Below are 21,949 nucleotides of genomic sequence, written 5' to 3' on the forward strand. Positions count from 1 at the left end.
GCTGCGCTGACAGCCCGGCTATTCCTCGACCACGTCGGCCACCACCACCGTGACGTTGTCCGGCCCGCCCGCGTGCAGCGCCAGGTCGATCAGCTTGCCGGCGCAGGCGGCCCGGTCCGGGTAGGTGGTGAGCACCTCCGCCAGGGTGTCCGGGCGGACGACGTTGGATAGGCCGTCGCTGCACAGCAGCCACCGGTCGCCGGCCCGGGGCACCATCGTCGCGTACGACGGTGAGACGTCCTCACCCTGCAATGCCTGGGTGACGACCGCCCGGCGCGGGTGGCTGCTGGCCTGGTCCGCGGTGATCACACCCTGGTCGACGAGCATCTGGACGAATGTGTCGTCGCGGGTGACCTGCTTGAGCACACCCTCGCGGAACAGGTAGGCCCGCGAGTCGCCGACATGGGCGAGTGCCAGGCAGGTGCCGGTACGCGCGAAGAGCAGGGCGGTAAGCGTGGTGCCCATGCCCTGGCGCTCCGGGTCCTCGGCGACCGCCGCCCGGATCCGGGCTGTGGCGAGCGCGATGCCGCCCTCCAGCGCGGCCACCAGAGCGTCCTCGGGTGTCTCCACGTCCAGCGGAGCGACCGCGTCGATGGTGAGCGCGCTGGCCAGGTCGCCGGCTGCCATTCCGCCCATGCCGTCGGCGACGGCGACGAGCCAGGTGCCGGCGTGCAGGGCGTCCTGGTTTCCGCTGCGGATCAGCCCACGGTCGCTCGTTCCCACGGAACGCAGCTTCAGGGTCATGGGAGGCAGCCTGCCAGGCGAAGGGCGCAGTTGTCTCTAGGAGATCAGGACGACGGCGCGTGGCGCGGTGAATCTCACGTTCACGCGCCGTCGTGTCGCGCCGACCCCGCCCTCGTCGTACGCCACAACCCATCCAGTCGGATCAATTGACAGGAGGTGCGGCCACTGGAAACATCGAGCCGACACCTGGGAGCGCTCCCAGGTATCGCCACCACCACCTGCCTCACTTCCCGTCCCGGAAGGACTACCCCGTGACGCCATCCCGACGCCGCCTCCTGCTGGCCGCGGCGACCACCTTGGCCCTCGTCGGCGCGGGCGCCGGCTCGGCCCACGCCGACCCGCCCCCGGACGCCCCCGAGCAGATCGACAACGGCGACTTCAGCGCCGGCGTGAGCCCCTGGTTCTCCTACGGCACCGGCCCGCTCGCGGTGACCGACGGCCGGCTCTGCACGACCGTCGACGGTGGCCTTGCCAACCCGTGGGACGCCGGCATCGGCCAGGACGGCGTGCCGCTTGTCGCCGGCGCCGAATACACCCTCGGCTTCGACATCTCCGCCACTCCCGGCACCGCCGTCAAGGCGGTGCTCCAGCTCGGCAGCGCCCCCTACACCACGTACGCCGCCGTGGACGCCGCCGCCACCGGCACCGCCCAGCGCTTCGAGCAGACCTTCACCGTCCCGGACGACAACCCCAACGCGCAGCTGATCTTCCAGGTCGGCGGCAGCCCCCAGACGCAGACCATCTGCCTCGACGACGTGTCGCTGCGCGGCGGCGAACCGCCCGAGCCGTACGTGCCGGACACCGGGCCACGGGTGCGTGTCAACCAGGTCGGCTACCTGCCCGGCGGGCCAAAGAATGCCACAGTCGTCACCGACGCCACCGGGCCGCTGCCCTGGCAGCTGCGCTCGGCCACCGGCACCGTCCTGGCAAGCGGCACCACCACCGCGCGGGGCGTGGACGCCGCCTCCGGGCAGAACGTGCAGACCCTCGACTTCTCCAGCTACCGCACCCCCGGCAGCGGCCTGACCCTGACCGTGGACGGCGAGACCAGCCACCCGTTCGACATCTCCGGCACCCTCTACGACCAACTGCGCTCCGACTCGCTGCAGTTCTTCTACGCCCAGCGCAGCGGCATCGCCATCGACGGCGACCTGATCGGCGACGAGTACGCCCGCCCCGCCGGCCACCTCGGCGTGGCACCCAACCAGGGCGACACAAACGTGCCGTGCCAGCCGGGCGTCTGCGACTACTCGCTTGACGTGCGCGGCGGCTGGTACGACGCCGGCGACCACGGCAAGTACGTGGTCAACGGCGGCATCGCCACCTACCAGCTGCTGAGCACCTTCGAGCGGACCAAGACGGCAGCCACCGCGGCCGGCGGCGCCGGGCTGGCCGACAGCACGCTGCGGGTGCCCGAGCGCGGCAACGCCGTACCGGACATCCTCGACGAGGCCCGCTGGGAGCTGGAGTTCCTGCTGCGCATGCAGGTCCCCGCCGGAAAGCCGTTCGCCGGAATGGTCCACCACAAGATCCACGACCGGAACTGGACGGGCCTGCCGCTCGCCCCGGAGGACGACCCGCAGCCGCGCGAGCTGCATGCGCCGTCGACCGCGGCCACCCTCAACCTCGCCGCCACCGCCGCCCAGTGCGCACGGCTCTTCGCCCCCTACGACGCGGCGTTCGCGACCCGCTGCGGCACTGCCGCGAAGACGGCCTACAGCGCGGCCAAGGCACACCCTGCGGTGTACGCCAGCCCGACCGACGGCACGGGCGGCGGCGCGTACGACGACAGCAACGTCACCGACGAGTTCTACTGGGCGGCGGCCGAGCTGTACCTCACCACCGGGGCGCAGACCTACCTGACCGACCTGACCGCCTCGCCGCACCACACCGGCGACGTGTTCGACCCGCGTGGCTTCGGCTGGCAGAGCGTCGCCGCGCTGGGCCGCCTCGACCTGGCCACCGTGCCCAACGGGCTGCCCGCCGCCGACCTGACCCGGGTCCGCGCCTCGGTCACCTCGGCCGCCGACGCGTACCTCGCCGAACTGCGCCGGCAGGCGTACGGGCTGCCGATGCCCGGTGACGCCAACAGCTACTTCTGGGGTGGCAACAGCAACGTCATCAACAACGCCGTGGTGCTCGCCACCGCGTTCGACCTGACCCGCAACCCCGCCTACCGCGACGGCGCCGTGCAGACGATGGACTACATCTTCGGCCGCAACGCCCTGAACATCTCCTACGTCACCGGCTGGGGCGAGCACGCCGCCCAGAACCAGCACAGCCGGATCTTCGGCCACCAACTCGACCCGAGCATGCCCCGCCCGCCCGCCGGCTCCCTCGCCGGTGGCCCGAACGCCGCACTCCAGGACCCGTTCGTGGCGAAGTTGCTCGCCGGCTGCGCCCCGATGTTCTGCTACGTCGACGACATCAACTCGTACTCCACGAACGAGGTGGCGATCAACTGGAACTCGGCGCTGACGTGGATCTCCTCGTTCCTGGCCGACCAGGGTGACTCCGGCGCAGTGCCGGCAACCACCTGTTCGGTGCGCTACGACAACTACGGCTCCTGGCAGGGCGGCACCGGCTTCACGGCCCAGCTGACCATCACCAACACCGGCAGCACTGCCGTCAACGGCTGGAGCGTGGGGTTCGCGTTCACCGGCGACCAGCGCGTCCGTGAGGCGTGGATGGCCAAGGTCACCCAGGCCGGCGCGACGGTGACAGCGAAAAACGAGTCGTACAACGCCCGGATCGCCCCCGGCGGCACTGTGATGTTCGGCTTCAACGCGACCACCGCGGGCGGGGCCAACCCCGACCCGGGCCTGGTCACGGTCAACGGGTCGGCCTGCTCGCTGAGCTGACCCTGACCTGATCGGTACGGCTGGTGGCCGCCCTTCCTCGGGCGGCCACCAGCCCAGCCGTTCCTCGTCGCCGAACGACTCCGGCTCGCCGAGGCGGGTCGACGGCGGGTCGACGGCGGGTCGGCGGCGGGTCGACGGCGGGTCGACGGCGGGTCGGCGCTCCAACCCGACCACGAGACCGAGATCTGGCCGAAAGGTCCGGAGGCCCTCCTGACCGATTGCGTTTCCCGTCACGGTCGCGTTGTCCCAGATCCTGGGCGGGGGCGGTCGGCGCTTTGGCTGGCGGATGCTTTCGAGCTGATGACGTAAACGATTCACTGCACACGCACCAAACCCGGTGGATCCGGCGCGCCGCCTGAGCCATGGTGAAGGCCATGGGTGGTGACGAGCTGACCGACACGGAGCGTCGGGTGTGGACGGCGATGCCAGCGGGCACACGATCGGCATTGGCGGACCTACCCGCCACGGATCTGCGTACCCTGCTGCTGACCGTGGCCCGCGACCGCGCGGCCACCGTGCGGCCGTCCGACGTGGTGCGCCGCTGGCACGAGGACCGCTTCGTCCGCCCGGCCCGCGCCGACCCACGCGCGCTCGCACAGATCGAGGCACGCCTGTGGCAGCTGCTGCCGGCCGACGTCTCGGGATTGGAGCTGTCGCCGGTCGTACCGATGGGCACCTGCTCGGGGGTCGCGCCGGTCAGCCAGAACCGGATCGTCACCACGATGCGCGCCAGCGAGGTGCTGAGCGATCCCACCAACGCCCTCGCGATCGAGGCGGCCGTACGCCGTCGTCGGAGCAGCGAGGTGCACCTTGCTGCCGCCCACCGGGTGCTGCGGGCGCAGCACTTCGGCGGCGACTGGTCGGCGCACTTCCGGCTCTTCGCCCTGGTGTCCAGCGCCCGGGACGCCGGCTCGGGTAACACCGAGGCCCGGCTGCTGATCCGCCATCTCACCTACTGGCGGACCGTCCTCGCCGAGCTGGCCTCGGCAAGCGCGCCCCAGCTGCACGTCACGGTCTTCGACGACCAGACAGTCCGGCAGCGACTGGACGACACGGTCCGCCCGGCACTCGACGGTGGCCCGGTGCCGCTGGTGGACGAGCCGGAGCGGGAACGGGGCCGCGGCTACTACCGGGGCTGCGCCATCCGGATCACCGTCCAGGGTGGCAGCCTGGAGATCGGCGACGGTGGCCTCACTGACTGGACCGCCCAGCTCACCGGCGACGCCAAGGAACGCTGCCTCGTGTCCTGCCTCGCCACCGAGCGCCTCGCCCAGCATGCGGACCGCTGAGCTTGGGCGACGACCAGCGAGTCCAATACCTCCACCCTCGGGGTGAGCGTCCAGCGAACACCTGTTCACCGGACGCCCACCGCTGAGGGTGTTCACCGGACGCCCACCGCCACCCTCGGACCGGAGGGCCCAGCGAATAGCCGGCTATTCCGCAACGCACCACAGCTGCGGAAAACGTCCAACGCCGTCCGGTGCCCAACGAGGTCGACGCACTGTTCGCCGGGCAATCGGCAAGACGTCGACCTGCCATCGGCCTGGCCCTGCGCGTCTCGATGACGACAGAGCGCAGCCCGCTCATCAGGCCGCCAAAATGTCGTACTCCTGTTCTAATTTGAGTGGGTGATGGAGGAGTTGGCGCAGGCGGAGGCGGCAGCCGCCGTGTGCGTCGACGCGGCACCGTGGGCACTTGGTGAGCACGACCTCGTCGCGGCGCTCGACGCCACATACCGTGTTGAGCAGCGCCTGGCGGCCGTGAAACTGGCCCTGGTGCGTGAGTTGGACGGCCGGGGCACCGCCGCGGCACAGGGCGCGTCGTCCACGGCGGTCTGGCTGCGCGACCGGCTGCGGCTCACCGTTGCGGCCGCACGTCGGCTGGTCGACCTCGCCGCAGCGCTGGATGCAGGGCCACCCGGGGTCCGGGCCGCCTTGGGCGACGGGCATATCAGCGTGGAGCAGGCCCGCGTCATCGGCGACACGGTCGGCACGGTGCACGCCGCTGCTGGCGCGGAGGCCGCCGACAAGGCCGTCGGCGTGCTGGTCGAGTGGGCCGGGCAGTTCGAGCCGACCCTGCTGCGCAAGCTGGGCACCCGGATCCTCGACCACGTTGCCCCGGAGGTCGCAGAAGCCGCCGACAAGGCCGCCCTGGAGGCCGAAGCTCACCGGTTCGCCCGTGACCGTCACGTCACCCTGTCCGAGCTGCCCGATGGTCACGTGCGCCTGACCGGCCGCCTGGACGCCGAGGCGGCCGGCCTGCTGCGCGCCGCGATCGATCCGTTGATGGCACCGTCGGGTCCAGACGATCCACGCAGCCCTGGGCAACGCCGCCATGACGCGCTCGCCGATGTCTGCCGACTCGCCCTGCGGACCAGCGAACTACCCGAGCACGGCGGCGAGCCCGCCCAGGTCGTCGTCACCGCCAGCTTCGACGCGCTGACCCGGCAGCTCCACGCCGGCACCCTGGACACGGGCCTCCGGCTCACCTCCGAGACGGTCCGCCGGCTCGCCTGCGACGCCGCGATCCTCCCCGTCGTCCTCGGCGGCGCGGGACAACCGCTCGACGTCGGCCGGCAACGCCGGCTCGTCACCGGCCCCCTGCGACGCGCCTTGGTCCTGCGCGACGGCGGCTGTGCCTTCCCGGGCTGCGACCGGCCGCCCCGCTGGTGCGACGCGCACCACATCCGGCACTGGGCCGACGGTGGCACCACCAGCCTCGCGAACGCGGTGCTGGTCTGCGCACATCACCACCGGCACCTCCATCGCGGCGACTGGGCCGTCCGGCTGCGCGGCGACGGCCGCCCCGAATTCGTGCCGCCAGCGTGGCTCGACCCCGACCAGCTTCCCCGCCGCAACCATTACCACCGCCGGACGTGACCACCACAGCCGTCCACCAGCCACGACCGGCCACCGCGCAGCCCAGCGTGACGCTGCGCCGCGTCCACCTCCGCAGATCACAATGGGCCGAAACTCAGCGCGAGCCAGAACTCAGCGCGAGCCGGCAACGCGCAGCGAGCATGGTCCCGTTCTCCCGCGCGCCCCGGAACGGGCCAGGGGGTCAGTGTGACCGGCCTCGCGTCATTCGGGACCGCCAACATTCCTTGGCCTGCCTAGCGTCGGCATCATGATGGTCAACGGGGGCACGGTGGATCGAGACACCGGGGGTCAGCGGGTCGCCGACGTCTCATCGGCCGTACCCACCACGCGTTGGATGCAGGCCGTTTCGCCGCTGCCGCCGCCCGGTCGACTGCGCACCCTTTCCCTCGCCACGCTGGCGAACACCGTCGGTTCGGGACTCTGGCTGACCGGCGGGGTTCTCTATCTCACCCGGGACGTGGGGCTCTCCGCCGTCCAGGTGGGCACCGGGCTCAGCGTCGCAGGGCTTGTCGGGCTGACCGCCAGCGTGCCGCTCGGCGGCCTGGCCGACCGGCGCGACCCGCGTACGCTGCGAGTCGTCCTGCAGGTGCTCCAGGCGGTGGTTGCCGCAACGTACCTGCTGGTCGACTCGTTCCCGGTCTTCCTGGTCGTCGCGGTGCTCGAACTGCTGCTGACCTCCGGCAACCTCGCGGTCCGCGCCGCTCTGGTCGCCGCCGTCGCCGGCCCGCAGGGGCGGGTGCACGCCTTCGCCACGCTGCGGGCGGTGGCGAACCTGGGCATCGCGATCGGGGCAGGGCTGGCCGGGTTCGCGCTGGTAGCTGACACGCACCTGGCGTACCAGATCCTGGTGGCCGGCAACGCGACCACCTATCTGGTGTCGGCGGCGCTGCTGTTGCGGCTGCCTGCCCTTGCCCCACGCCCGCATCCGTCGACGACCGCTGTCCCCCGCCGCGCGCGTCCGCTGCGCGACGGCCGCTTCCTCGCGGTGAGCGGCGCGTCGGCGCTGCTCGCACTCCATCAGACGGTGCTCACGCTGGTGGTGCCACTCTGGGCGGTGAACCTGCTCGGGGCGCCCCCGCCCGTCGTGTCGGCGGTGCTGCTGACCAACACGGTGCTCACCGTGCTGCTGGCGGTGCGGCTGAGCCGGGGCGCGGACTCCGCCGCTCCGGCCGCCCGGAAGATGCGCCGGGCCGGCCTGGTGCTGGCCGCGGCGATGCTGCTGTACGCCACCACCGCAGGCCTGCCCACCACTGCGGCGGTCGCGCTCCTACTGGTCGCCACGGTCGTCTACACCGTCGGCGACCTGTGGCACGGCACCGCCGGGGCGGGACTCGCCTACGATCTCGCTCCGCCGGACGCGGTCGGCGCCTACCAGGGGGCGGACGGAATGCTCGCCGGCCTGGCCCGCGCCCTCGCCCCGGCTCTGCTGACGCTTGTGGTGCTCGACGGTGGTGTGCCCGGCTGGCTGGCCGTCGGAGGGCTCTTCGCCGTGGTGGGTCTGGCCAGTCCCGCGCTGACCAGGTGGGCATTGGCCACCCGCCCGGCGGTGTAGCAGCATGGCGGGCATGCCCCCTCAGCAGACCATCGCCATCCGCCCCGGCGGCCCCGAAGACGCCGCGACCGTGCTACGCCTGCTCGACGGTGCCACCGCCTGGCTGGCGGCGCGCGGCCGCACCGGCCAGTGGGGCACCGAGCCGGCGTCGACGGATCCACGCCGGATCGCCCAGGCCGACGACTGGACCGCAGGCGGCGGCCTCTACCTGGCGATGCTCGGCGACCACCCGGTCGGTGCGCTCGTGGTCGGCGATGCCGGCGACGACGTACCTCCGGCCACCGAGCCGGAACTCTACGTACGACTGCTCGTCACCGACCGAAAGCACGCCGGCCTGGGGATCGGGGCGCGGCTGCTGGAACACGCCGCGGACCTGGCCCGGTCGCGTGGGCTGGGGCTGCTGCGGGTGGACTGTTACGGCGGCGACGATCGCGCGCTTGTCCGCTTCTACGAGGGCTGCGGCTTCACCGCCACCGACTCGTTCACGGTCACCCGGCCCGGACGCGACCCCTGGCCGGGGCAACTCCTCGTCCGTCGGCTCGGCTGAGCGCCCAACGCCGGCCCAGGAGGCCGACGCCGTCGCCAGAGGCCCGACGGTCGCCGGACCCTCAGCCGATCTCCTCGTCGACGAAGCACCAGCGCCAGGCCTCGCCGGGCTGCGCCGAGCGGATCACCGGGTGACCGGTGGACGCGAAGTGCTTGCTCGCGTGCTGGTTCGGCGACGAGTCGCAGCAGCCGACCTGCCCGCAACTCAGGCAGGTGCGCAGATGCACCCAGTAGGTTTCGCCGGCGGCGACGCAGTCGGCGCACTCGTCTGGGGTACGCGGCTCGGCGGCACCGGCCTCGGTCAGATGCTGACAGCTCACTTCTCGACCTCCCGTAGCAACGACTCTTCCAGGTCCAGGTCACGATAGGCCCGCACCAGCACCTCCTCAGGGATCCGACCGGCGTCCCGGGCAGCCCGGAAGACGTCCCGCTCGGTGTCGATCATCTTTTGTCGCAGCCGACCGTACGCCTGGGAGGGGGTTTCCCGCTCGGCGCCGCCGAGCCGTTCCCAGGCCATGTTCGTTCGGTCGTCCAGGGCCCGGCGCAGCCGGTCCACCACCGCCGGTGGCGCGTCGTCGGCCAACTCGTCGAGGCGGTCCCGAGCGGCCCGGCTGGCCTGCTGCTGCACCCCGGCGGCCGACAGCGCGTCCTGCACCGGGTCGTCCTGCGGCAGCTTCAATCGGCGGGCGACGAACGGCAGTGTGGCCCCCTGACCGACCAGGGTGAAAACGATCACCGCGAAGGCCAGCCAGATGAACAGCGCCCGAGGGTACGGCTCGTCGTCGGCCAGGGTCAGCGGCAGCGCCAGGGCTGCGGCAAGCGTCACGACGCCCCGCATCCCGGCCCAGCCGATGACGATCGGGACCTTGGGCGACGGGGCCGGATCCCGGCGGCGGATCCGGGGCACCAGCCGGGCCAGGTAGGTGGCCGGGAAGAGCCAGACGAACCGGGTCAGGAAGACAGTGGCGAGCACCGCGACGGTGATCAGTGCGAGAGAGCCGACCGGCTCGTCGAGGTCGCTGAGCACCTCCCGCAGTTGGAGGCCGACAAGCAGGAAGACCAGCCCTTCCAGCAGGAACCGGGCCAGCCGCCAGAACGCGCCGACCTGCAACCGGGAGGCCGCCGAGAGCAGTTGGGGCAGCTTGTGGCCGAGCGCGAGCCCGGTGACGACCACGGCGACCACACCGGAGGCGTGCACCGACTCGGCGGCGAACACCACAGCGAACGGGATGATCAGCGACAGCGCGTTGTCCAGCAGCGGATCGGTGATCCGCCTGTGGAGGAAGCCGAAGGCAAGCGCGCCGAGCGCGCCGATCAGGATGCCGCCGCCGGTGGCCCGCAGCACCTCGGTCGCGACGTCGGCGGCGCCGACCGCCGAGCCGATGGTGGCCATTGTGGCGACCCGCAGCAGCACAAGCGCGGTGGCGTCGTTGACCAGGCTCTCGCCCTCCAAGATGGTGACCACCCGGCGGGGCAGCCCGACCCGCCGTGCGACCGCCGTGGCGGCCACCGCGTCCGGCGGGGCGACCACCGCGCCGAGGGCCAGGCAGATCGCGTACGGCACCTGCGGCAGCAGCAGGTGCAGCACGGAACCCACCACGAACGCGGTGAACAACACCAGACCGACGGCCAGCAGCAGGATGGGCCGGATGTTGTTCTTGAACGCCGGCACCGAGGTCTCCAGCGCGGCGACGTAGAGCAACGGCGGCAGGATGCCGATCAGCACCAGCTCCGGTTCGAGCCGCACCTGCGGGAAACCCGGCACGAAGGAGAGCGTCAGACCGAGTACGACAAGCACGATCGGTGCGAGCAGACCGAGCCGGCGGGCCAGCGCGGCGCCCAGGGTGGCGATCGCCAGGAAGACGACGACCGGGAACAGACCTTCCATGGGGTACGAGCCTAGGGCCGGGTGGATCAGTGCTCGATCAGCCGCCCGGGCGCAGCTTCGGCAGCACCTCAGCACCGAATGCGTCGATGAATCCGCGCTGCTCCTGCCCGACGTGGTGCAGGGCGATCTGGTCGAAGCCCAACTCCACGTACTCCTGGAGCCAGCCGACGTGCCGGCCCAGATCCGCCGAGATGTTCACCACCTCGGCGACCCGCTGCGCCGGCACATCTGCGGAGACCGCGTCGAAGTGCTCGGCGGTCTCCAGATCCCAGCAGACCGGCGGGGGGAAGACGTTGCTGCGCCACTGGTCGTACGCGATTGCCTCGGCCTGTGCCTGCTCCGGCGCCCAGGAGACGTGCACCTGGAGGTGCAGTGGCCCGCGCCCGCCGGCGTCCCGGTACGCGTCGATCATCTCGCGCAGGTGCGGCAACGGCGCGTTCACGGTGATCAGCCCGTCGGCCCACTCGGCGCACCACCGGGCGGTGGCCACGCTGACGGCCGCGCCGACAAGTGCGGGCGGCTCCTCGGGGCGGGTCCACAGCCGAGCGCGGTCCACCCGGACCAGGCCATCGTGGCTGACCTCCTCGCCGGCCAGCAGCGCCCGGATCACGTCCACGCACTCGCGCAGCCGGGCCGTGCGGATGTCCTTACGCGGCCACACGTCGCCGGTGATGTGTTCGTTGCTGGCCTCGCCGGTGCCCAGCGCGGCCCAGAACCGGCCCGGGTACATCGCGCCCAGGGTGCCGATCGCCTGCGCGACGATCGCCGGGTGGTAGCGCTGGCCGGGTGCGTTGACCACGCCGAACGGCATGCCGGTGGCCTGTAGCGCGGAGCCCAACCAGGACCAGGCGAAGCCGGACTCGCCCTGCCGGGCGCTCCAGGGCGAAAAGTGGTCGGAGCACATGGCGGCGTCGAAGCCGGCCCGCTCGGCGTGCATCACCGCCGTCAGCAGGGCGCGCGGACCGATCTGTTCATGTGAGGCGTGAAATCCGAACGACGTCATGCCAGCTCTTCCTACCCACCGTGTCGTCGGCTGACGCATGCGAAGACCCCCGGTCCGACGCCGGGTGGCGGAACCGAGGGTCTTTCGACGAGCGCGCTACTCGGCGTGCGCGCCCGCGCCGGCCGAGGCGGCGCCCTCGCCCACCCACACCGTCTTGGTGTTGCAGAACTCCCGCATGCCCAGCGCGGACAGTTCCCGGCCGTAGCCGGAGTTCTTCACACCGCCGAACGGCAACTCCGGATAGGACGTCGTCATCCCGTTGACGAAGACGTTGCCGGCGTCCAGGTCGGTGGCGAAGCGTTCCTGCTCGGCCTCGTCCCGGGTCCAGGCGTTCGAGCCGAGCCCGAAGCTGGTGCCGTTGGCGACCTCGATGGCCTCCTCGTAGGAGGACACCCGGTACAGGCCGGCGACCGGGCCGAATACCTCCTCGGACCACATGCGCATCTGCGGGGTGAGGTCGGTGACGACTGTCGGCGGGTAGAACCAGCCGTCGCCGGCTGGCAGTTCGCCGCCGCAGAGCACTGTCGCGCCGTTGTCCGCGGCGTCGCGGACCTGGGCGTGCACCTCGTCGCGGCCATGCTCACTTGCCAGCGGCCCCACGTCGGTGTCCGGGTCCATCGGGTCGCCGACGTGCAGCGCGGCCATGTTCGCGGCGAACTTCTCGGCGAACGCGTCGAAGACGTCGGTGTGCACGATGAACCGTTTCGCGGCGATGCAGGACTGCCCGTTGTTCTGGCAGCGGGCGGTGGTGGCGACCTCGGCGGCCCGGTCGATGTCGGCCGAGGGCATCACCACGAACGGGTCGCTGCCGCCGAGTTCCAGGACTGTCTTCTTCAGCTCCCGGCCGGCGATCTGGGCGATGGAACGGCCGGCGGCCTCGCTACCGGTGAGGGTGGCGGCGCGTACACGGGGGTCGGCGAGGATCCGCTCGACGGCCTCCGAACCGACCAGCAGGGTGGTGAACGCCCCCTCGGGGAACCCGGCGCGGCGGAACACGTCCTCCAGCAGCAGCGCGGTCTGCGGCACGTTCGAGGCGTGCTTGAGCAGGCCGGTGTTGCCGGCCATCAGCGCCGGGGCAGCGAAGCGCATCACCTGCCAGAGCGGGAAGTTCCACGGCATCACGGCGAGCACCACGCCGATCGGCTGGTAGCGGATGAATGCCCTGGTGGCCTTGACCGCGCTGGCGTCGGCCGGTTCGTCGGCGAGGAACGCCGGCGCCTTGTCGGCGTAGAAGCGTGCGGCGCTGGCGCACTTGGTCACCTCGGCCTGCGCCGCGATGTACGTCTTGCCCATCTCCGTGGTCATGATCCGGGCGATCTCGTCCCGCTCGGCGTCCAGCAGGTCGGCCGCCGCGTTCATCCAGCGGGCCCGCATCTCGACGGTGGTCGCGCGCAGCTGCTGGTACGCGAGGTCGGTGCGTTCGATGGCCCCGTCGAGTTGCTCGGTGGACATCGCCTCATAGGTCTTGAGCACCTGTCCGGTGGCGGGGTTGGTGGTGGCGATGTGGGGCATCTCGTCCTCCTGTCACTCGAACAGCGAGTGTCGTACACCCGGCTCCTCGCGGCGGCGAGCGGCGCGGCGGCGCTGGATCACGACCAGGTCGACCACGGCGACCACCGCGAAGATCACGCAGAGGACGCCGAGCCAGGCGATCCCGGCCCAGAACGCCAGCACCGCGAAGAGCACCATGATCACCAGCCCGAAGCCGGCAAGGGTGAGCCGGAGGTTCAACGCGCTGTAGGCATGGCCGACCGTGCCGCGGGCACGCCGGGGCTGCGATCTCGTCATACCCCCCGATCTACCCTCGATCGGGGGCGTTAACCGGTCTGCCGGTGTGCTCGGTTACATCAGTTCGCCAAGCGGCGGTGGCGACCGCAGGATGGACGCATGCTGATGACCCAGACCGTGCCGGTGACCGTCGCCATCGCACGGCGCGCCGACCCGGCCCGGGCCAGCGAGATGGTGGCCTGGATGCGGGCCGGCACCGCGCTTGCGGAGGCGTTTCCCGGGTTCCTCGGCGCCGGCTGGGTGCAGAGCGGCCAGGGCTCGCCGGAGTGGCACATGCTCTACCGTTTCGCCGACGCCGAGACTCTGCGCCGGTGGGAGGAGTCGCCGCAGCGGCACTGGTGGCTCAGTTCGGCGCAGGGCATCGTCGAGCACACACGGGTGGAGCGGCGGACCGGGATCGAGGGTTGGTTCGATCCGCCGCTGGAGCACTGGGTGGACCCGGTCGAGCCGCCCGTCCCGCCGACGCCGCCGAGGTGGAAGCAGGCGGTGACCATCTGGCTGGCGTTCTTTCCGCTGAGCCTCACCGCCACCCTGTTGACCAGCCACTTCCTCCACGCTGTGCCGCTGGCGGCGCGGGTGCTGTTGATGACGCTCTGCCTGACCCCGCTGATGACCTATCTGGTGCTGCCCCTGATCACCCGGGCGCTGCGCTGGTGGTTGCACGGCCAGCCGGCTCCCTGGCGCCGCTCATAGCACTCCGGCGGTGGTGCCGCAGCCACTTCGCCGCATACCCGACAGCACGTTCCCGCCACACCACGTCCTACGCATAGAGTTACCGCGCTGTCGCTCTGTGCTGCGAGACGGGGGTTGTCATGCCTCGACGCTGGGTCGCCGCCCTGGCCTGCATCGCGGCGTTTGTCGCGCTGGCCTGTGAGGGCGGCACCTCGGCGACACCCCGTCCCACGAAGAGCGCTCCGCAGTCCGGCGGGCCCGGCGGCATCGCGGCGCTCGGCGACTCGATAAGCACCGGCTTCGCCTCCTGCCTGGTGCTCACCTCCTGCGAGCGCAACTCCTGGTCGACGGGCGACGGGCTGCGGGTGCAGAGCCACTACCGGCGGCTGCTGGACCAGGATTCCGCGATCCGCGGCCGGACGTACAACCACGCCCGGCCCGGCGCCCGCGCCGACGCCCTCGAAGGCCAGGCCCAGGCGGCGGTACGCGACCGCGTCGACTACGTCACCGTGCTGATCGGCGCCAACGACATCTGCCGGGGCGGGGTGGACGCGATGACCCCTGTGAAGCAGTTCCGGGCCGACGTCGACAGGGGCCTGCGGGCACTGCGGACCGGCCGGCCGCAGGCCCGGGTGCTTGTGGTGAGCATTCCCGACCTGCACCGGCTCTGGGAGGTCGGGCACGACGACGCGCGGGCGACACGCGCCTGGCGGCGGGGCGTCTGCCCAGCCCTGTTGGCGAACGCCACGTCGACGGCACCCGCCGACCGCGCCCGCCGAGCCGCCGTTCGGGACCGGATCGACGCGTACAACGCGCAGTTGGTGGCGGCCTGCCGGGCGTACGGCTCGCGCTGCCGGCACGACGGCGGCGCGGTGCACAAGGTCCGGTTCACCCTGGACCTGCTCAACCCGCTTGACTGGTTCCACCCCAACGCCGCCGGGCAGGATCGGCTCGCCGAGGTGACCTGGCGGGCCTCCGGCCTGGCCAACTGACCGACCGCGACGCGCCCGCCGGCGCACAGGTCCGTGCGCCAGGCCGGCGCACGGGTCAGCGGCGGCGCGGCTCCGGAACGGTGGTGCCGCGCTCGCGGTACAGCGCCCGGGAACGCTGCGCGAGGTCCTTGGTGGCGGACGAGTTGGCCCAGGTGCCGAGCACGATCGCCGCACCCGGCACGATCTTGGCGAACATGCGCTTGGCCGCCCGCACGCCTGCCATCTGCGCCAGCCGCACACCGAGTTGCAGCATGACCCGGCCGAGCGGGCGCTGGCCGCCGACGCCGAAGAGAGCGTCGGCGCGTTCCCGGCCGGCAGCCACCCCGAGCGCCAGCCGGGCGCTCGCGGCGACCTTGTGCACCCGTTGCAGCACGAGCAGGTCGGTGGCCCGGTCGCTGTGCAGGGGGTCGACGTCGTACGCGGCGGCGATGTGCAGCACCATCCGCGCCTGGGTCCAGGCCAGCACGCCCACGTCGAGCACGGCACCGGGCAGCCCGGCCACACCGGAGACCGCCCCGGAGAGGCGGGCCAGGTTGACGAACTTGCGGGCCGCCTGGTCGGCCAGGGCGTCGGCCGGGATGCCTGGGTGCTCGGCCCGGGCCCGGGCGGCCCACTGCGCGGCCTCCGGCCCGAGCCGGCGTACGGCCTCCAGGGCGAGGTGCTCCGGGGCGTACTGCGGATCGGCGCGCATCCGGTCCCACAGTCGAGCCGGCGGACCTTCGGGGGCGGCCGGCGGCACCGCCGGCACGTCGGCCGACGGCTCGGGGGTGGGCGTGGCGGGCTGACTGCCGACGGGCGGGGTGTCGGTCACCGGGGCTCCCCAGGGGTCACGGCGGGCAGGAGGACCGGCTCGACGGTCAGCGGCGGCGGTTGGACAGCCGCGCCGCCAACCCCTTGAGCTTCTGCTGGTTGCCGGGCTTGGCCATCTCGCGCCGACCCCGGTCCACCAACTGCTGCCCCTTCGGCGATTTCAGAAATGCACTTATCCGCTGCATCAGTGACATGACGTCCTCCTGTCGACGATCCCTGTGTCATGTGTACCCCGAAGCCGCAACGGATGAACCCGGGACGCGCAGGCTCAGCCCCCACCGTCCACAGTGGTCGGTAGGCTACTCCCCGGCCGGGATGATCGCGTCGACGACCCGGACGGCCCGCCATTCGTGCTGCTGGTAGTGCTCCGGGTACGCGGAGATCTGCACCGCCTGGGCGGCGTCGGTGAGCCGCATCTGCTGCCAACCCGGCACCTGCTTCAGCGCAGCGAGGAACTGCCGGGTGGCGAACGCGGGGTCCATCAGCCGACCGACCGGTCCCCACCCGCTGCTGGAGCGCTGCTGGAACAGCCCGACCGAGTCGTGGTCCCAGCCGACACCCTGGTGCGGGTAGTTCTGCGACTCGGGCAGGACCCCGCTCGCGACGTTGTAGAGGTTGCTCTCCTGCATGGCGGTGGCCACCGCGATCACCAGGCCACGACGCGGGACACCCATGTCGCGGCCGGTACGGACGATCGCCTCGGCGTTGTCCATCTGGTCCTCGTCCAGCCCGGCGACCGGCGCCGGGTTGGTGGGCGTCGCCGAGGCGACCTTGCGCGCCCGTGCGGAGGTGTCCGGATCGGCGGAGGTCGCGGACGCGGAAGGAGTGGCGGCGGGGGTCGTCGGGGCGGCGGAACGGTCGCGCCCGCGGGAGGCGTGCTGCTGGTCGGCGCGCTGCGCCAACTCGGCGCTCGCGGTGGGGTCGACACGGGTCGCCGCGCCGGCGGTCTCGTCGCGGACCTGCACGACGGCAGCCAGGCCGAGGCAGCAGACCACGCCGGTGGCGAGCGCCACCTGCGCCCGGCGGCGTCCGGTCAGGTCGCGGGCGTACGCCCGGAGCCGGCCAGCGGCGGTTGTCCGTTCGGTTGAGGTGCCTTCCTCCGTTTCGGCAGTTGGGCTGCTCGGGGCGTTCGGGTCGTCGAGGATGCCGTCGTCACGCATCAGCCGAGGCTAGGCAGGCGACATCCCCGATCACGCACGGTGATCACGTGGTCCTCGCCACAGATCGGGGGTGCCCGGGTGGACGAGCAGGGCGGGTGGACCCGCCCGGGGAACGTACCTCGCGTACCGGATGAAGCCGGTGCCACACGCATGTCGGCACGGGCGGTGACAGGCCCGGACATCGGGCCGCCCAGACCGACATGATCCACAAACTCGGCCTTTGAGCCGAACCCGGCATCGACCGAAAGGCGTATTGGGATGGTTGGTCCGATCGTGCCCACCCGGCGGGCAACGAATCGCCCGCCGCAGGAATGCACCAGGATGGCGGGTACGTTTCCCGAACCGGGTGCCGTCCTCGCGTCGGCATCCGTAGGCACATTCCAGGGAGGTCCGCACCGGTGCTCGACCCACACGAGCTCTACGAGCTCACCGACGATCTGCCCGACCTCGGGCAACCGGTCCTGATCCAGGCCCTCACCGGGTTCGTGGACGCCGGCAACGCCAGCCGACTGGCCCGCGAGCAGTTGCTCACCTCGCTGGAGAGCCGGCCCATCGCCACCTTCGACGTGGACCAGCTCTTCGACTACCGCTCACGGCGACCGGTGATGACCTTCGTCGAGGACCACTGGGAGAGCTTCGACGCGCCCAAGCTGGAGCTGCACCTGCTGCACGACGACGACGAGACACCGTTCCTGCTGCTCACCGGTCCCGAGCCGGACCTGCAGTGGGAGCGATTCTCCGCCGCCGTCGCCGGGCTCGCCATCCGACTGGACGTGCGGCTCACCGTCGGGCTCAACTCGATCCCGATGGCGGTGCCGCACACCCGACCGACCGGGGTGACCGCGCACGCCACCCGGCCGGAGCTGATCAGCGGATACGAGCCCTGGCTGCAACGCGTCCAGGTGCCCGGCAGCGTCGGCCACCTGCTGGAGTTCCGCCTCGGCGAGCAGGGCCGCGACGCGCTCGGTTTCGCCGCGCACGTGCCGCACTACGTGGCGCAGACGGAGTACCCGGCCGCCGCCGAGGTGCTGCTCACCTCGGTGTCGCGCAGCACCGGGCTGCTGTTGCCCGGCGACGGGCTGCGCTCGGCCGCCGAGGTGGTCCGGGTGGAGATCGACAGGCAGGTCGCCCAGACCGAGGACGCCGCGGCCCTGGTCCAGGCCCTGGAGGAGCAGTACGACGCGTTCGCCCGGGGCCGTGGCGAGAAGAGTCTGCTCGCCGCCGACGCCGGCCCGCTGCCCACCGCCGACGAACTCGGCGCGGAGCTGGAACGGTTCCTGGCCGAACAGACCCGTCCCGGCGACACCCCGGGCAGCTGACCGGGCGTCGCGGGGGCGGATGCGGCAGGCTGGGGGCATGCGCCTGGCGACGTGGAACGTCAACTCGGTGAAGGCCCGCCTGCCCCGGCTGCTGGAGTGGCTGGCCGACACCGGGCCGGACGTGGTCTGCCTGCAGGAGACCAAGTGCCCGGACGGCGCCTTCCCGGTGGCCGAGGTGGGCGAGCTGGGCTACACCGTGGCCAGCCACAGCGACGGCCGGTGGAACGGGGTGGCCATCCTGTCCCGGGTCGGCCTGGCCGACGTCCGGGTCGGGTTCGCCGGTGAGCCCGGCTTTCCCGACCCAGAGGCCCGCGCCATCTCCGCCACCTGCGACGGGGTGCGGGTCTGGTCGGTGTACGTGCCCAACGGTCGCACGCCCGACGACCCGCACTACGCGTACAAGCTGGCCTGGTTCGCGGCGCTGCGCGACGCGCTGGACGCGGAGCTGGTCGACGGCCTCCCGCTCGCCGTCTGCGGGGACTTCAACGTCGCCCCGACCGACGCCGACGTCTGGGACCCGGGGGTCTTCACCCACTCCACGCACGTCACCCCGGCCGAGCGGGCGGCCCTCGCGGCGCTGCGCGACCTGGGGCTCAGCGACGTGGTGCCGACCCCGATGAAGGGGCCACACCCGTTCACCTACTGGGACTACCGGGCCGGGATGTTCCACCAGAACAAGGGCATGAGGATCGACCTGGTGTACGCCTCCGCGCCGTTCACCCGCGCGGTCCGCTCCGCGTACGTCGACCGGGAGGCCCGCAAGGGCAAGGGCCCGTCCGACCACGCACCGATCGTGGTCGACGCCGACCTCGTTCCGGCCGTCGAGACGTTCTGAGCCGCTGCCCGTCGTCGGTGACTAGGGTGGGCAGATGGCAGTCGTGAAGATCAACGCAATCGACGTTCCGCCGGGCGCTGGCGAGGAGTTGGAGAAGCGGTTCGCCGCCCGCGCGGGCACCGTGGAGAACTCCCCCGGCTTCCTCGGCTTCGAACTGCTCCGGCCGGTGGCCGGCGAGACCCGCTACTTCGTCTACACCAAGTGGGAGAGCGAGGAGGCCTACCAGGCCTGGGCCGCCGGGCCGTCCCGTGCCGCGCACGCAAGCGCTCCCGGCGAGAAGCCCCGCCCTCCGGTCGCCAGCGGCGCGAGCCTGCTGGAGTTCGAGGTGGCCCTGCACGTCCCCCAGCCGTAACCGGCCCCCTTGGCCTAGCCGGCCCTCTGGCCTAGCCGGCCCTCCGAGCTGTTGATCCACTCCAGGTCGGCGATGTGGGGGTGTCCGGGCGGGCGGGATGCCCCGACATCGCCGACGTGGTGTCGATCATGCGGACCGACGGCGCCCGACGCGGTGCAGGTCAGGGCTTGCGGGAGGACTGCATGGTGGCGAACGCGATCACGTTGTCGGCGTAGCCGGTGCGACCGCCGATGAACTGACCGCCACAGGTGATCAGTCGAAGCCCGGCGGGCCCGTCGTGCCCGTAGATGCGCTCGGCGGGCAGCCGGTCCTTCGGGAAGTGCTCGACGGTGTCGACCTTGAACACCACCACCGACCGGTCCGCCCGGGCCACCTCGATCAGGTCCCCCGGCTTGAGCTTGCCGAGGTCGTAGAAGACCGACGGGCCGCTCTTGGTGTCCACGTGCCCGACGATCACCGCCGGGCCGGGCTCGCCGGGCGTCGGACCACGGTCGTACCAGCCGGTCTCGTTGTGCCGCTCCAACGGCGGCACGGCGATCGAGCCGTCGCGGGCCTGCCCGACGGGTGCGACAGGCGCGGCCACCTTGATCGCCGGCACCGTGAGGCGCACCGGGCGGCTGGCCGACATCCCGACGGCCTCGCTGCGGGCAGGGCTGTCGCCGCCGGCGGGAGCCCAATCGAACGGGTCGGCCGAGCGACCCAGCCCCGCCCCGGTAGCGAACACGCCGACCAGCACCAGCACCACGGCCAGCGGCACCGACCAGGGGCTGCGCCCGGACGGACGGCTGCGCCGGGGCGCCACGGCTGTCGGCGCGCGGGCGGCCACCGAGGGCCGACCACCGGAGGGCCGCGATTCGACCGAGGGCCCCAGATCCACAGGCGGGCGAGCGCCGTCGGCGGGGCGTGCACCATCGGGCGGGCGTACACCATCGGGCGAAGGCGCATCGGCAGGCGGCCACGCACCGGCGGGCGGTCGCGGCCCAGCGGGCGGACGTGACCCAGCGGGCGGACGTGACCCGGGGGGCGGCGGCGTGGGGCGAAAGATCTCCATGGCGGGCTCAGCGGCGCGCGGCGCCACGGGCGGTACGCGGCCGACGCAGGGCCAGCACCGCGATGACAAGTCCGGCGATGGTCAGCGCCGCACCGCCCGGCAGCAGCAGCTTGCCGGTCATGCCGCCGGAGCTGCCGCCGAAACCGGTGGCCGGACCCCGGCTGGGGTGGTCCGGCACCTTCTTGACCACCTGCAACATTGTCGAGGCGGTCTCGCCGCCGCGGCACTCCAGCTTGACCCGATAGTTGCCGGGGCGGGTGCGCTCACGCACCATCGGGGCGGCGGTGAGCACGTCGCGCTGCGGTTGGACTCCGACGGCGCCGAAGGCGTCGGAGACGACAGTGGCGCCCACCGAATTGTCCCGGCAGCTGGCCCGAATGCCGACGAGGTAGCCGGGCTGCACCGTGCTGGGGGTCACCTCGACGAAAACGTCGACCGGCGGTGGCGGCTGAGGCGCGGCGACCGGCAGGCCACCGGGTCGCGACGGGCTCGGCGCGGGGGCCACCAGGCCGGAAGCGACACGGCCGGGAGCGGCCAGCACGCCCGAGGCGGGCGCGGGGCCGACGAGTTGAGGCGCGCCGTGCGCGGGGGCGGCGGCCAGCAGAGGGCCGGCGAGCACGGTCACCACCGACAGGGTCACGCCGACGCGGGTCACTGGCACGATGTCCCCTCTCGACGCGGTAGGACCGCGCCGGGCAGCGGACCGCCCGGCCTGCCGTACCAGATGGATCCTCTCACTCCCGGTCGCACATCACATCCGATCCGCTGGCGGCGTCGCGTACCCTCGGATTGCTGTGACCGCCACCGACCATGATCCCGCCGCCGTCCCGCCCGTGGGCCACATCCGCACCTTCCACCCCCGACGGGGTCGGATGAGCGGCCGGCAGACCGACGCCCTCGACCGGCTCTGGTCGCGGTACGGCCTGGACGTGTCGGACGGGCCCGTCGACCTGGCGAAACTGTTCGGCCGGCAGGCCCCGGTGGTGCTGGAGATCGGCTCGGGCATGGGGGACAGCACCGCCGCGATGGCCGCCGCTGACCCGGATCGAGATTATCTGGCGGTCGAGGTGCACACGCCGGGAATCGCGAACCTGCTCGACCTGGTGGAGCGCACCGACCTGGGCAATGTCCGGATCGCCCAGGGCGACGCGTTGGACCTGGTCAGAGGGCTGCCCGAGGGTGCCCTGGCCGCCGTGCACATCTATTTTCCGGACCCGTGGCCCAAGGCCCGCCACCACAAGCGGCGGATCATCCAGCCGGCGCACGTGGCACTGCTGCGCTCCCGTTTGACGCCGGGCGGCACGCTGCACTGCGCGACCGACTGGGCCGAGTACGCCGAGGCGATGCGGCAGACCCTGGACGCCGACCCGGAACTTGTGGACGTGTACGGCGGTTTCGCGCCTCGTCCGCCGCACCGCCCGGTGACGAAGTTCGAGCGGCGGGCGATCGTCGCCGGGCGGCCGGTCGCCGACCTGATCTACCGGCGCCGCTGAAAAA

General features: G+C 72.2%; 22 protein-coding genes. 11 read left to right on the forward strand and 11 right to left on the reverse strand.

All coding sequences use genetic code 11. The annotated features are described in order from the left end of the window. Positions 1 to 18: 18 nt before the first annotated feature. A complete protein-coding gene (locus ACFY2Q_RS23620) occupies positions 19 to 744 on the reverse strand; it encodes a PP2C family protein-serine/threonine phosphatase (protein ID WP_387133627.1) in 726 nt (241 codons plus the stop codon). A 251-nt stretch (positions 745 to 995) separates the two neighbouring features. On the opposite strand from ACFY2Q_RS23620, the gene ACFY2Q_RS23625 reads away from it, so the two are divergent. The 5 genes from ACFY2Q_RS23625 to ACFY2Q_RS23645 all read left to right on the forward strand — a co-directional run bounded on the left by ACFY2Q_RS23625 (position 996) and on the right by ACFY2Q_RS23645 (position 8,583). Continuing rightward, positions 996 to 3,605, forward strand: a complete 2,610-nt coding sequence (locus ACFY2Q_RS23625; protein ID WP_387133629.1) for a glycoside hydrolase family 9 protein — start codon at positions 996 to 998, stop codon at positions 3,603 to 3,605. Positions 3,606 to 3,979: 374 nt separating this feature from the next. Continuing rightward, a complete protein-coding gene (locus ACFY2Q_RS23630) occupies positions 3,980 to 4,894 on the forward strand; it encodes a hypothetical protein (RefSeq protein WP_387133630.1) in 915 nt (304 codons plus the stop codon). A 339-nt stretch (positions 4,895 to 5,233) separates the two neighbouring features. Continuing rightward, the gene (locus tag ACFY2Q_RS23635; protein ID WP_387133631.1) at positions 5,234 to 6,484 is read left to right on the forward strand and encodes a DUF222 domain-containing protein; all 1,251 of its coding nucleotides are present in this window, start codon (positions 5,234 to 5,236) and stop codon (positions 6,482 to 6,484) included. A gap of 334 nt (positions 6,485 to 6,818) precedes the next feature. Then, a complete protein-coding gene (locus tag ACFY2Q_RS23640) occupies positions 6,819 to 8,036 on the forward strand; it encodes an MFS transporter (RefSeq protein ID WP_387133691.1) in 1,218 nt (405 codons plus the stop codon). Between the two features lie 13 nt (positions 8,037 to 8,049). Next, positions 8,050 to 8,583: a GNAT family N-acetyltransferase gene (locus ACFY2Q_RS23645; protein ID WP_387133633.1), complete on the forward strand. Its 534-nt coding sequence runs from the start codon at positions 8,050 to 8,052 to the stop codon at positions 8,581 to 8,583. Between the two features lie 61 nt (positions 8,584 to 8,644). On the opposite strand, the gene ACFY2Q_RS23650 is transcribed toward ACFY2Q_RS23645, so the two are convergent. The 5 genes from ACFY2Q_RS23650 to ACFY2Q_RS23670 all read right to left on the reverse strand — a co-directional run bounded on the left by ACFY2Q_RS23650 (position 8,645) and on the right by ACFY2Q_RS23670 (position 13,261). Beyond that, complete coding sequence (locus tag ACFY2Q_RS23650) at positions 8,645 to 8,902, reverse strand: UBP-type zinc finger domain-containing protein (RefSeq protein ID WP_387133634.1); 258 nt, start codon at positions 8,900 to 8,902, stop codon at positions 8,645 to 8,647. Beyond that, on the reverse strand, positions 8,899 to 10,470 hold the full coding sequence (locus ACFY2Q_RS23655) for a Na+/H+ antiporter (RefSeq protein ID WP_387133635.1): 1,572 nt from the start codon (positions 10,468 to 10,470) through the stop codon (positions 8,899 to 8,901). The genes ACFY2Q_RS23650 and ACFY2Q_RS23655 overlap by 4 nt, the downstream gene beginning before the upstream one ends. A gap of 37 nt (positions 10,471 to 10,507) precedes the next feature. Continuing rightward, complete coding sequence (locus tag ACFY2Q_RS23660) at positions 10,508 to 11,473, reverse strand: TIGR03885 family FMN-dependent LLM class oxidoreductase (RefSeq protein WP_387133636.1); 966 nt, start codon at positions 11,471 to 11,473, stop codon at positions 10,508 to 10,510. A gap of 96 nt (positions 11,474 to 11,569) precedes the next feature. Then, positions 11,570 to 12,985 (reverse strand): NADP-dependent succinic semialdehyde dehydrogenase, encoded by a 1,416-nt coding sequence (locus ACFY2Q_RS23665; protein ID WP_387133638.1) that lies wholly within the window; start codon positions 12,983 to 12,985, stop codon positions 11,570 to 11,572. Between the two features lie 12 nt (positions 12,986 to 12,997). After that, on the reverse strand, positions 12,998 to 13,261 hold the full coding sequence (locus ACFY2Q_RS23670; RefSeq protein WP_387133639.1) for a DUF6343 family protein: 264 nt from the start codon (positions 13,259 to 13,261) through the stop codon (positions 12,998 to 13,000). 99 nt (positions 13,262 to 13,360) lie between these two features. Here ACFY2Q_RS23670 and ACFY2Q_RS23675 point away from each other — a divergent pair, with 99 nt between their 5' ends. Together ACFY2Q_RS23675 and ACFY2Q_RS23680 are read left to right on the forward strand one after the other, a co-directional pair. Then, the gene (locus tag ACFY2Q_RS23675) at positions 13,361 to 13,954 is read left to right on the forward strand and encodes an antibiotic biosynthesis monooxygenase (protein WP_387133641.1); all 594 of its coding nucleotides are present in this window, start codon (positions 13,361 to 13,363) and stop codon (positions 13,952 to 13,954) included. 119 nt (positions 13,955 to 14,073) lie between these two features. After that, positions 14,074 to 14,925: a GDSL-type esterase/lipase family protein gene (locus tag ACFY2Q_RS23680; protein WP_387133643.1), complete on the forward strand. Its 852-nt coding sequence runs from the start codon at positions 14,074 to 14,076 to the stop codon at positions 14,923 to 14,925. A gap of 55 nt (positions 14,926 to 14,980) precedes the next feature. On the opposite strand, the gene ACFY2Q_RS23685 is transcribed toward ACFY2Q_RS23680, so the two are convergent. From ACFY2Q_RS23685 to ACFY2Q_RS23695, 3 genes are all read right to left on the reverse strand, one after another. Further along, entirely contained in the window at positions 14,981 to 15,736 is a 756-nt protein-coding gene (locus ACFY2Q_RS23685) for an EcsC family protein (RefSeq protein ID WP_387133645.1), read from the reverse strand. Between the two features lie 46 nt (positions 15,737 to 15,782). After that, positions 15,783 to 15,929, reverse strand: a complete 147-nt coding sequence (locus ACFY2Q_RS23690; protein WP_167493040.1) for a hypothetical protein — start codon at positions 15,927 to 15,929, stop codon at positions 15,783 to 15,785. A 105-nt stretch (positions 15,930 to 16,034) separates the two neighbouring features. Continuing rightward, positions 16,035 to 16,895, reverse strand: coding sequence for a peptidase M23 (locus ACFY2Q_RS23695; protein WP_387133647.1), 861 nt, complete (start codon positions 16,893 to 16,895; stop codon positions 16,035 to 16,037). 398 nt (positions 16,896 to 17,293) lie between these two features. Between ACFY2Q_RS23695 and ACFY2Q_RS23700 the strand changes: the two genes are divergently transcribed. The 3 genes from ACFY2Q_RS23700 to ACFY2Q_RS23710 are packed head-to-tail and all read left to right on the forward strand — an operon-like array spanning position 17,294 to position 19,401. Then, positions 17,294 to 18,214 carry a proteasome assembly chaperone family protein gene (locus ACFY2Q_RS23700; RefSeq protein ID WP_387133649.1) on the forward strand — a complete coding sequence of 307 codons (921 nt, stop codon included), beginning with the start codon at positions 17,294 to 17,296 and terminating at the stop codon, positions 18,212 to 18,214. 37 nt (positions 18,215 to 18,251) lie between these two features. Beyond that, on the forward strand, positions 18,252 to 19,049 hold the full coding sequence (locus ACFY2Q_RS23705) for an exodeoxyribonuclease III (protein WP_387133651.1): 798 nt from the start codon (positions 18,252 to 18,254) through the stop codon (positions 19,047 to 19,049). 34 nt (positions 19,050 to 19,083) lie between these two features. Continuing rightward, a complete protein-coding gene (locus ACFY2Q_RS23710) occupies positions 19,084 to 19,401 on the forward strand; it encodes an antibiotic biosynthesis monooxygenase family protein (protein ID WP_387133653.1) in 318 nt (105 codons plus the stop codon). Positions 19,402 to 19,561: 160 nt separating this feature from the next. Here ACFY2Q_RS23710 and ACFY2Q_RS23715 read toward each other — a convergent pair whose 3' ends face one another. Further along, positions 19,562 to 20,227: a class F sortase gene (locus tag ACFY2Q_RS23715; protein WP_387133655.1), complete on the reverse strand. Its 666-nt coding sequence runs from the start codon at positions 20,225 to 20,227 to the stop codon at positions 19,562 to 19,564. 232 nt (positions 20,228 to 20,459) lie between these two features. Beyond that, the gene (locus ACFY2Q_RS23720) at positions 20,460 to 21,116 is read right to left on the reverse strand and encodes a hypothetical protein (protein WP_387133692.1); all 657 of its coding nucleotides are present in this window, start codon (positions 21,114 to 21,116) and stop codon (positions 20,460 to 20,462) included. 130 nt (positions 21,117 to 21,246) lie between these two features. Between ACFY2Q_RS23720 and trmB the strand changes: the two genes are divergently transcribed. After that, positions 21,247 to 21,945 carry a tRNA (guanosine(46)-N7)-methyltransferase TrmB gene (gene trmB / locus ACFY2Q_RS23725; protein WP_387133656.1) on the forward strand — a complete coding sequence of 233 codons (699 nt, stop codon included), beginning with the start codon at positions 21,247 to 21,249 and terminating at the stop codon, positions 21,943 to 21,945. Positions 21,946 to 21,949 lie beyond the last annotated feature (4 nt).

Origin of the sequence: Micromonospora sp. NPDC000316 (assembly GCF_042898885.1) — a bacterium.
Lineage (GTDB): Bacteria > Actinomycetota > Actinomycetes > Mycobacteriales > Micromonosporaceae > Micromonospora.

Bases quoted from the DNA above. Each gene is read 5' to 3' on its own strand.
- ACFY2Q_RS23640 (WP_387133691.1), top strand. From the start codon at position 6,819: ATGCAGGCCGTTTCGCCGCTGCCGCCGCCCGGTCGACTGCGCACCCTT.
- ACFY2Q_RS23710 (WP_387133653.1), top strand. From the start codon at position 19,084: ATGGCAGTCGTGAAGATCAACGCAATCGACGTTCCGCCGGGCGCTGGC.
- ACFY2Q_RS23630 (WP_387133630.1), top strand. From the start codon at position 3,980: ATGGGTGGTGACGAGCTGACCGACACGGAGCGTCGGGTGTGGACGGCG.
- ACFY2Q_RS23675 (WP_387133641.1), top strand. From the start codon at position 13,361: ATGCTGATGACCCAGACCGTGCCGGTGACCGTCGCCATCGCACGGCGC.
- ACFY2Q_RS23680 (WP_387133643.1), top strand. From the start codon at position 14,074: ATGCCTCGACGCTGGGTCGCCGCCCTGGCCTGCATCGCGGCGTTTGTC.
- ACFY2Q_RS23695 (WP_387133647.1), bottom strand. From the start codon at position 16,895: ATGCGTGACGACGGCATCCTCGACGACCCGAACGCCCCGAGCAGCCCA.
- ACFY2Q_RS23645 (WP_387133633.1), top strand. From the start codon at position 8,050: ATGCCCCCTCAGCAGACCATCGCCATCCGCCCCGGCGGCCCCGAAGAC.
- ACFY2Q_RS23665 (WP_387133638.1), bottom strand. From the start codon at position 12,985: ATGCCCCACATCGCCACCACCAACCCCGCCACCGGACAGGTGCTCAAG.
- ACFY2Q_RS23655 (WP_387133635.1), bottom strand. From the start codon at position 10,470: ATGGAAGGTCTGTTCCCGGTCGTCGTCTTCCTGGCGATCGCCACCCTG.
- ACFY2Q_RS23705 (WP_387133651.1), top strand. From the start codon at position 18,252: ATGCGCCTGGCGACGTGGAACGTCAACTCGGTGAAGGCCCGCCTGCCC.
- ACFY2Q_RS23670 (WP_387133639.1), bottom strand. From the start codon at position 13,261: ATGACGAGATCGCAGCCCCGGCGTGCCCGCGGCACGGTCGGCCATGCC.
- ACFY2Q_RS23620 (WP_387133627.1), bottom strand. From the start codon at position 744: ATGACCCTGAAGCTGCGTTCCGTGGGAACGAGCGACCGTGGGCTGATC.
- ACFY2Q_RS23690 (WP_167493040.1), bottom strand. From the start codon at position 15,929: ATGTCACTGATGCAGCGGATAAGTGCATTTCTGAAATCGCCGAAGGGG.
- ACFY2Q_RS23660 (WP_387133636.1), bottom strand. From the start codon at position 11,473: ATGACGTCGTTCGGATTTCACGCCTCACATGAACAGATCGGTCCGCGC.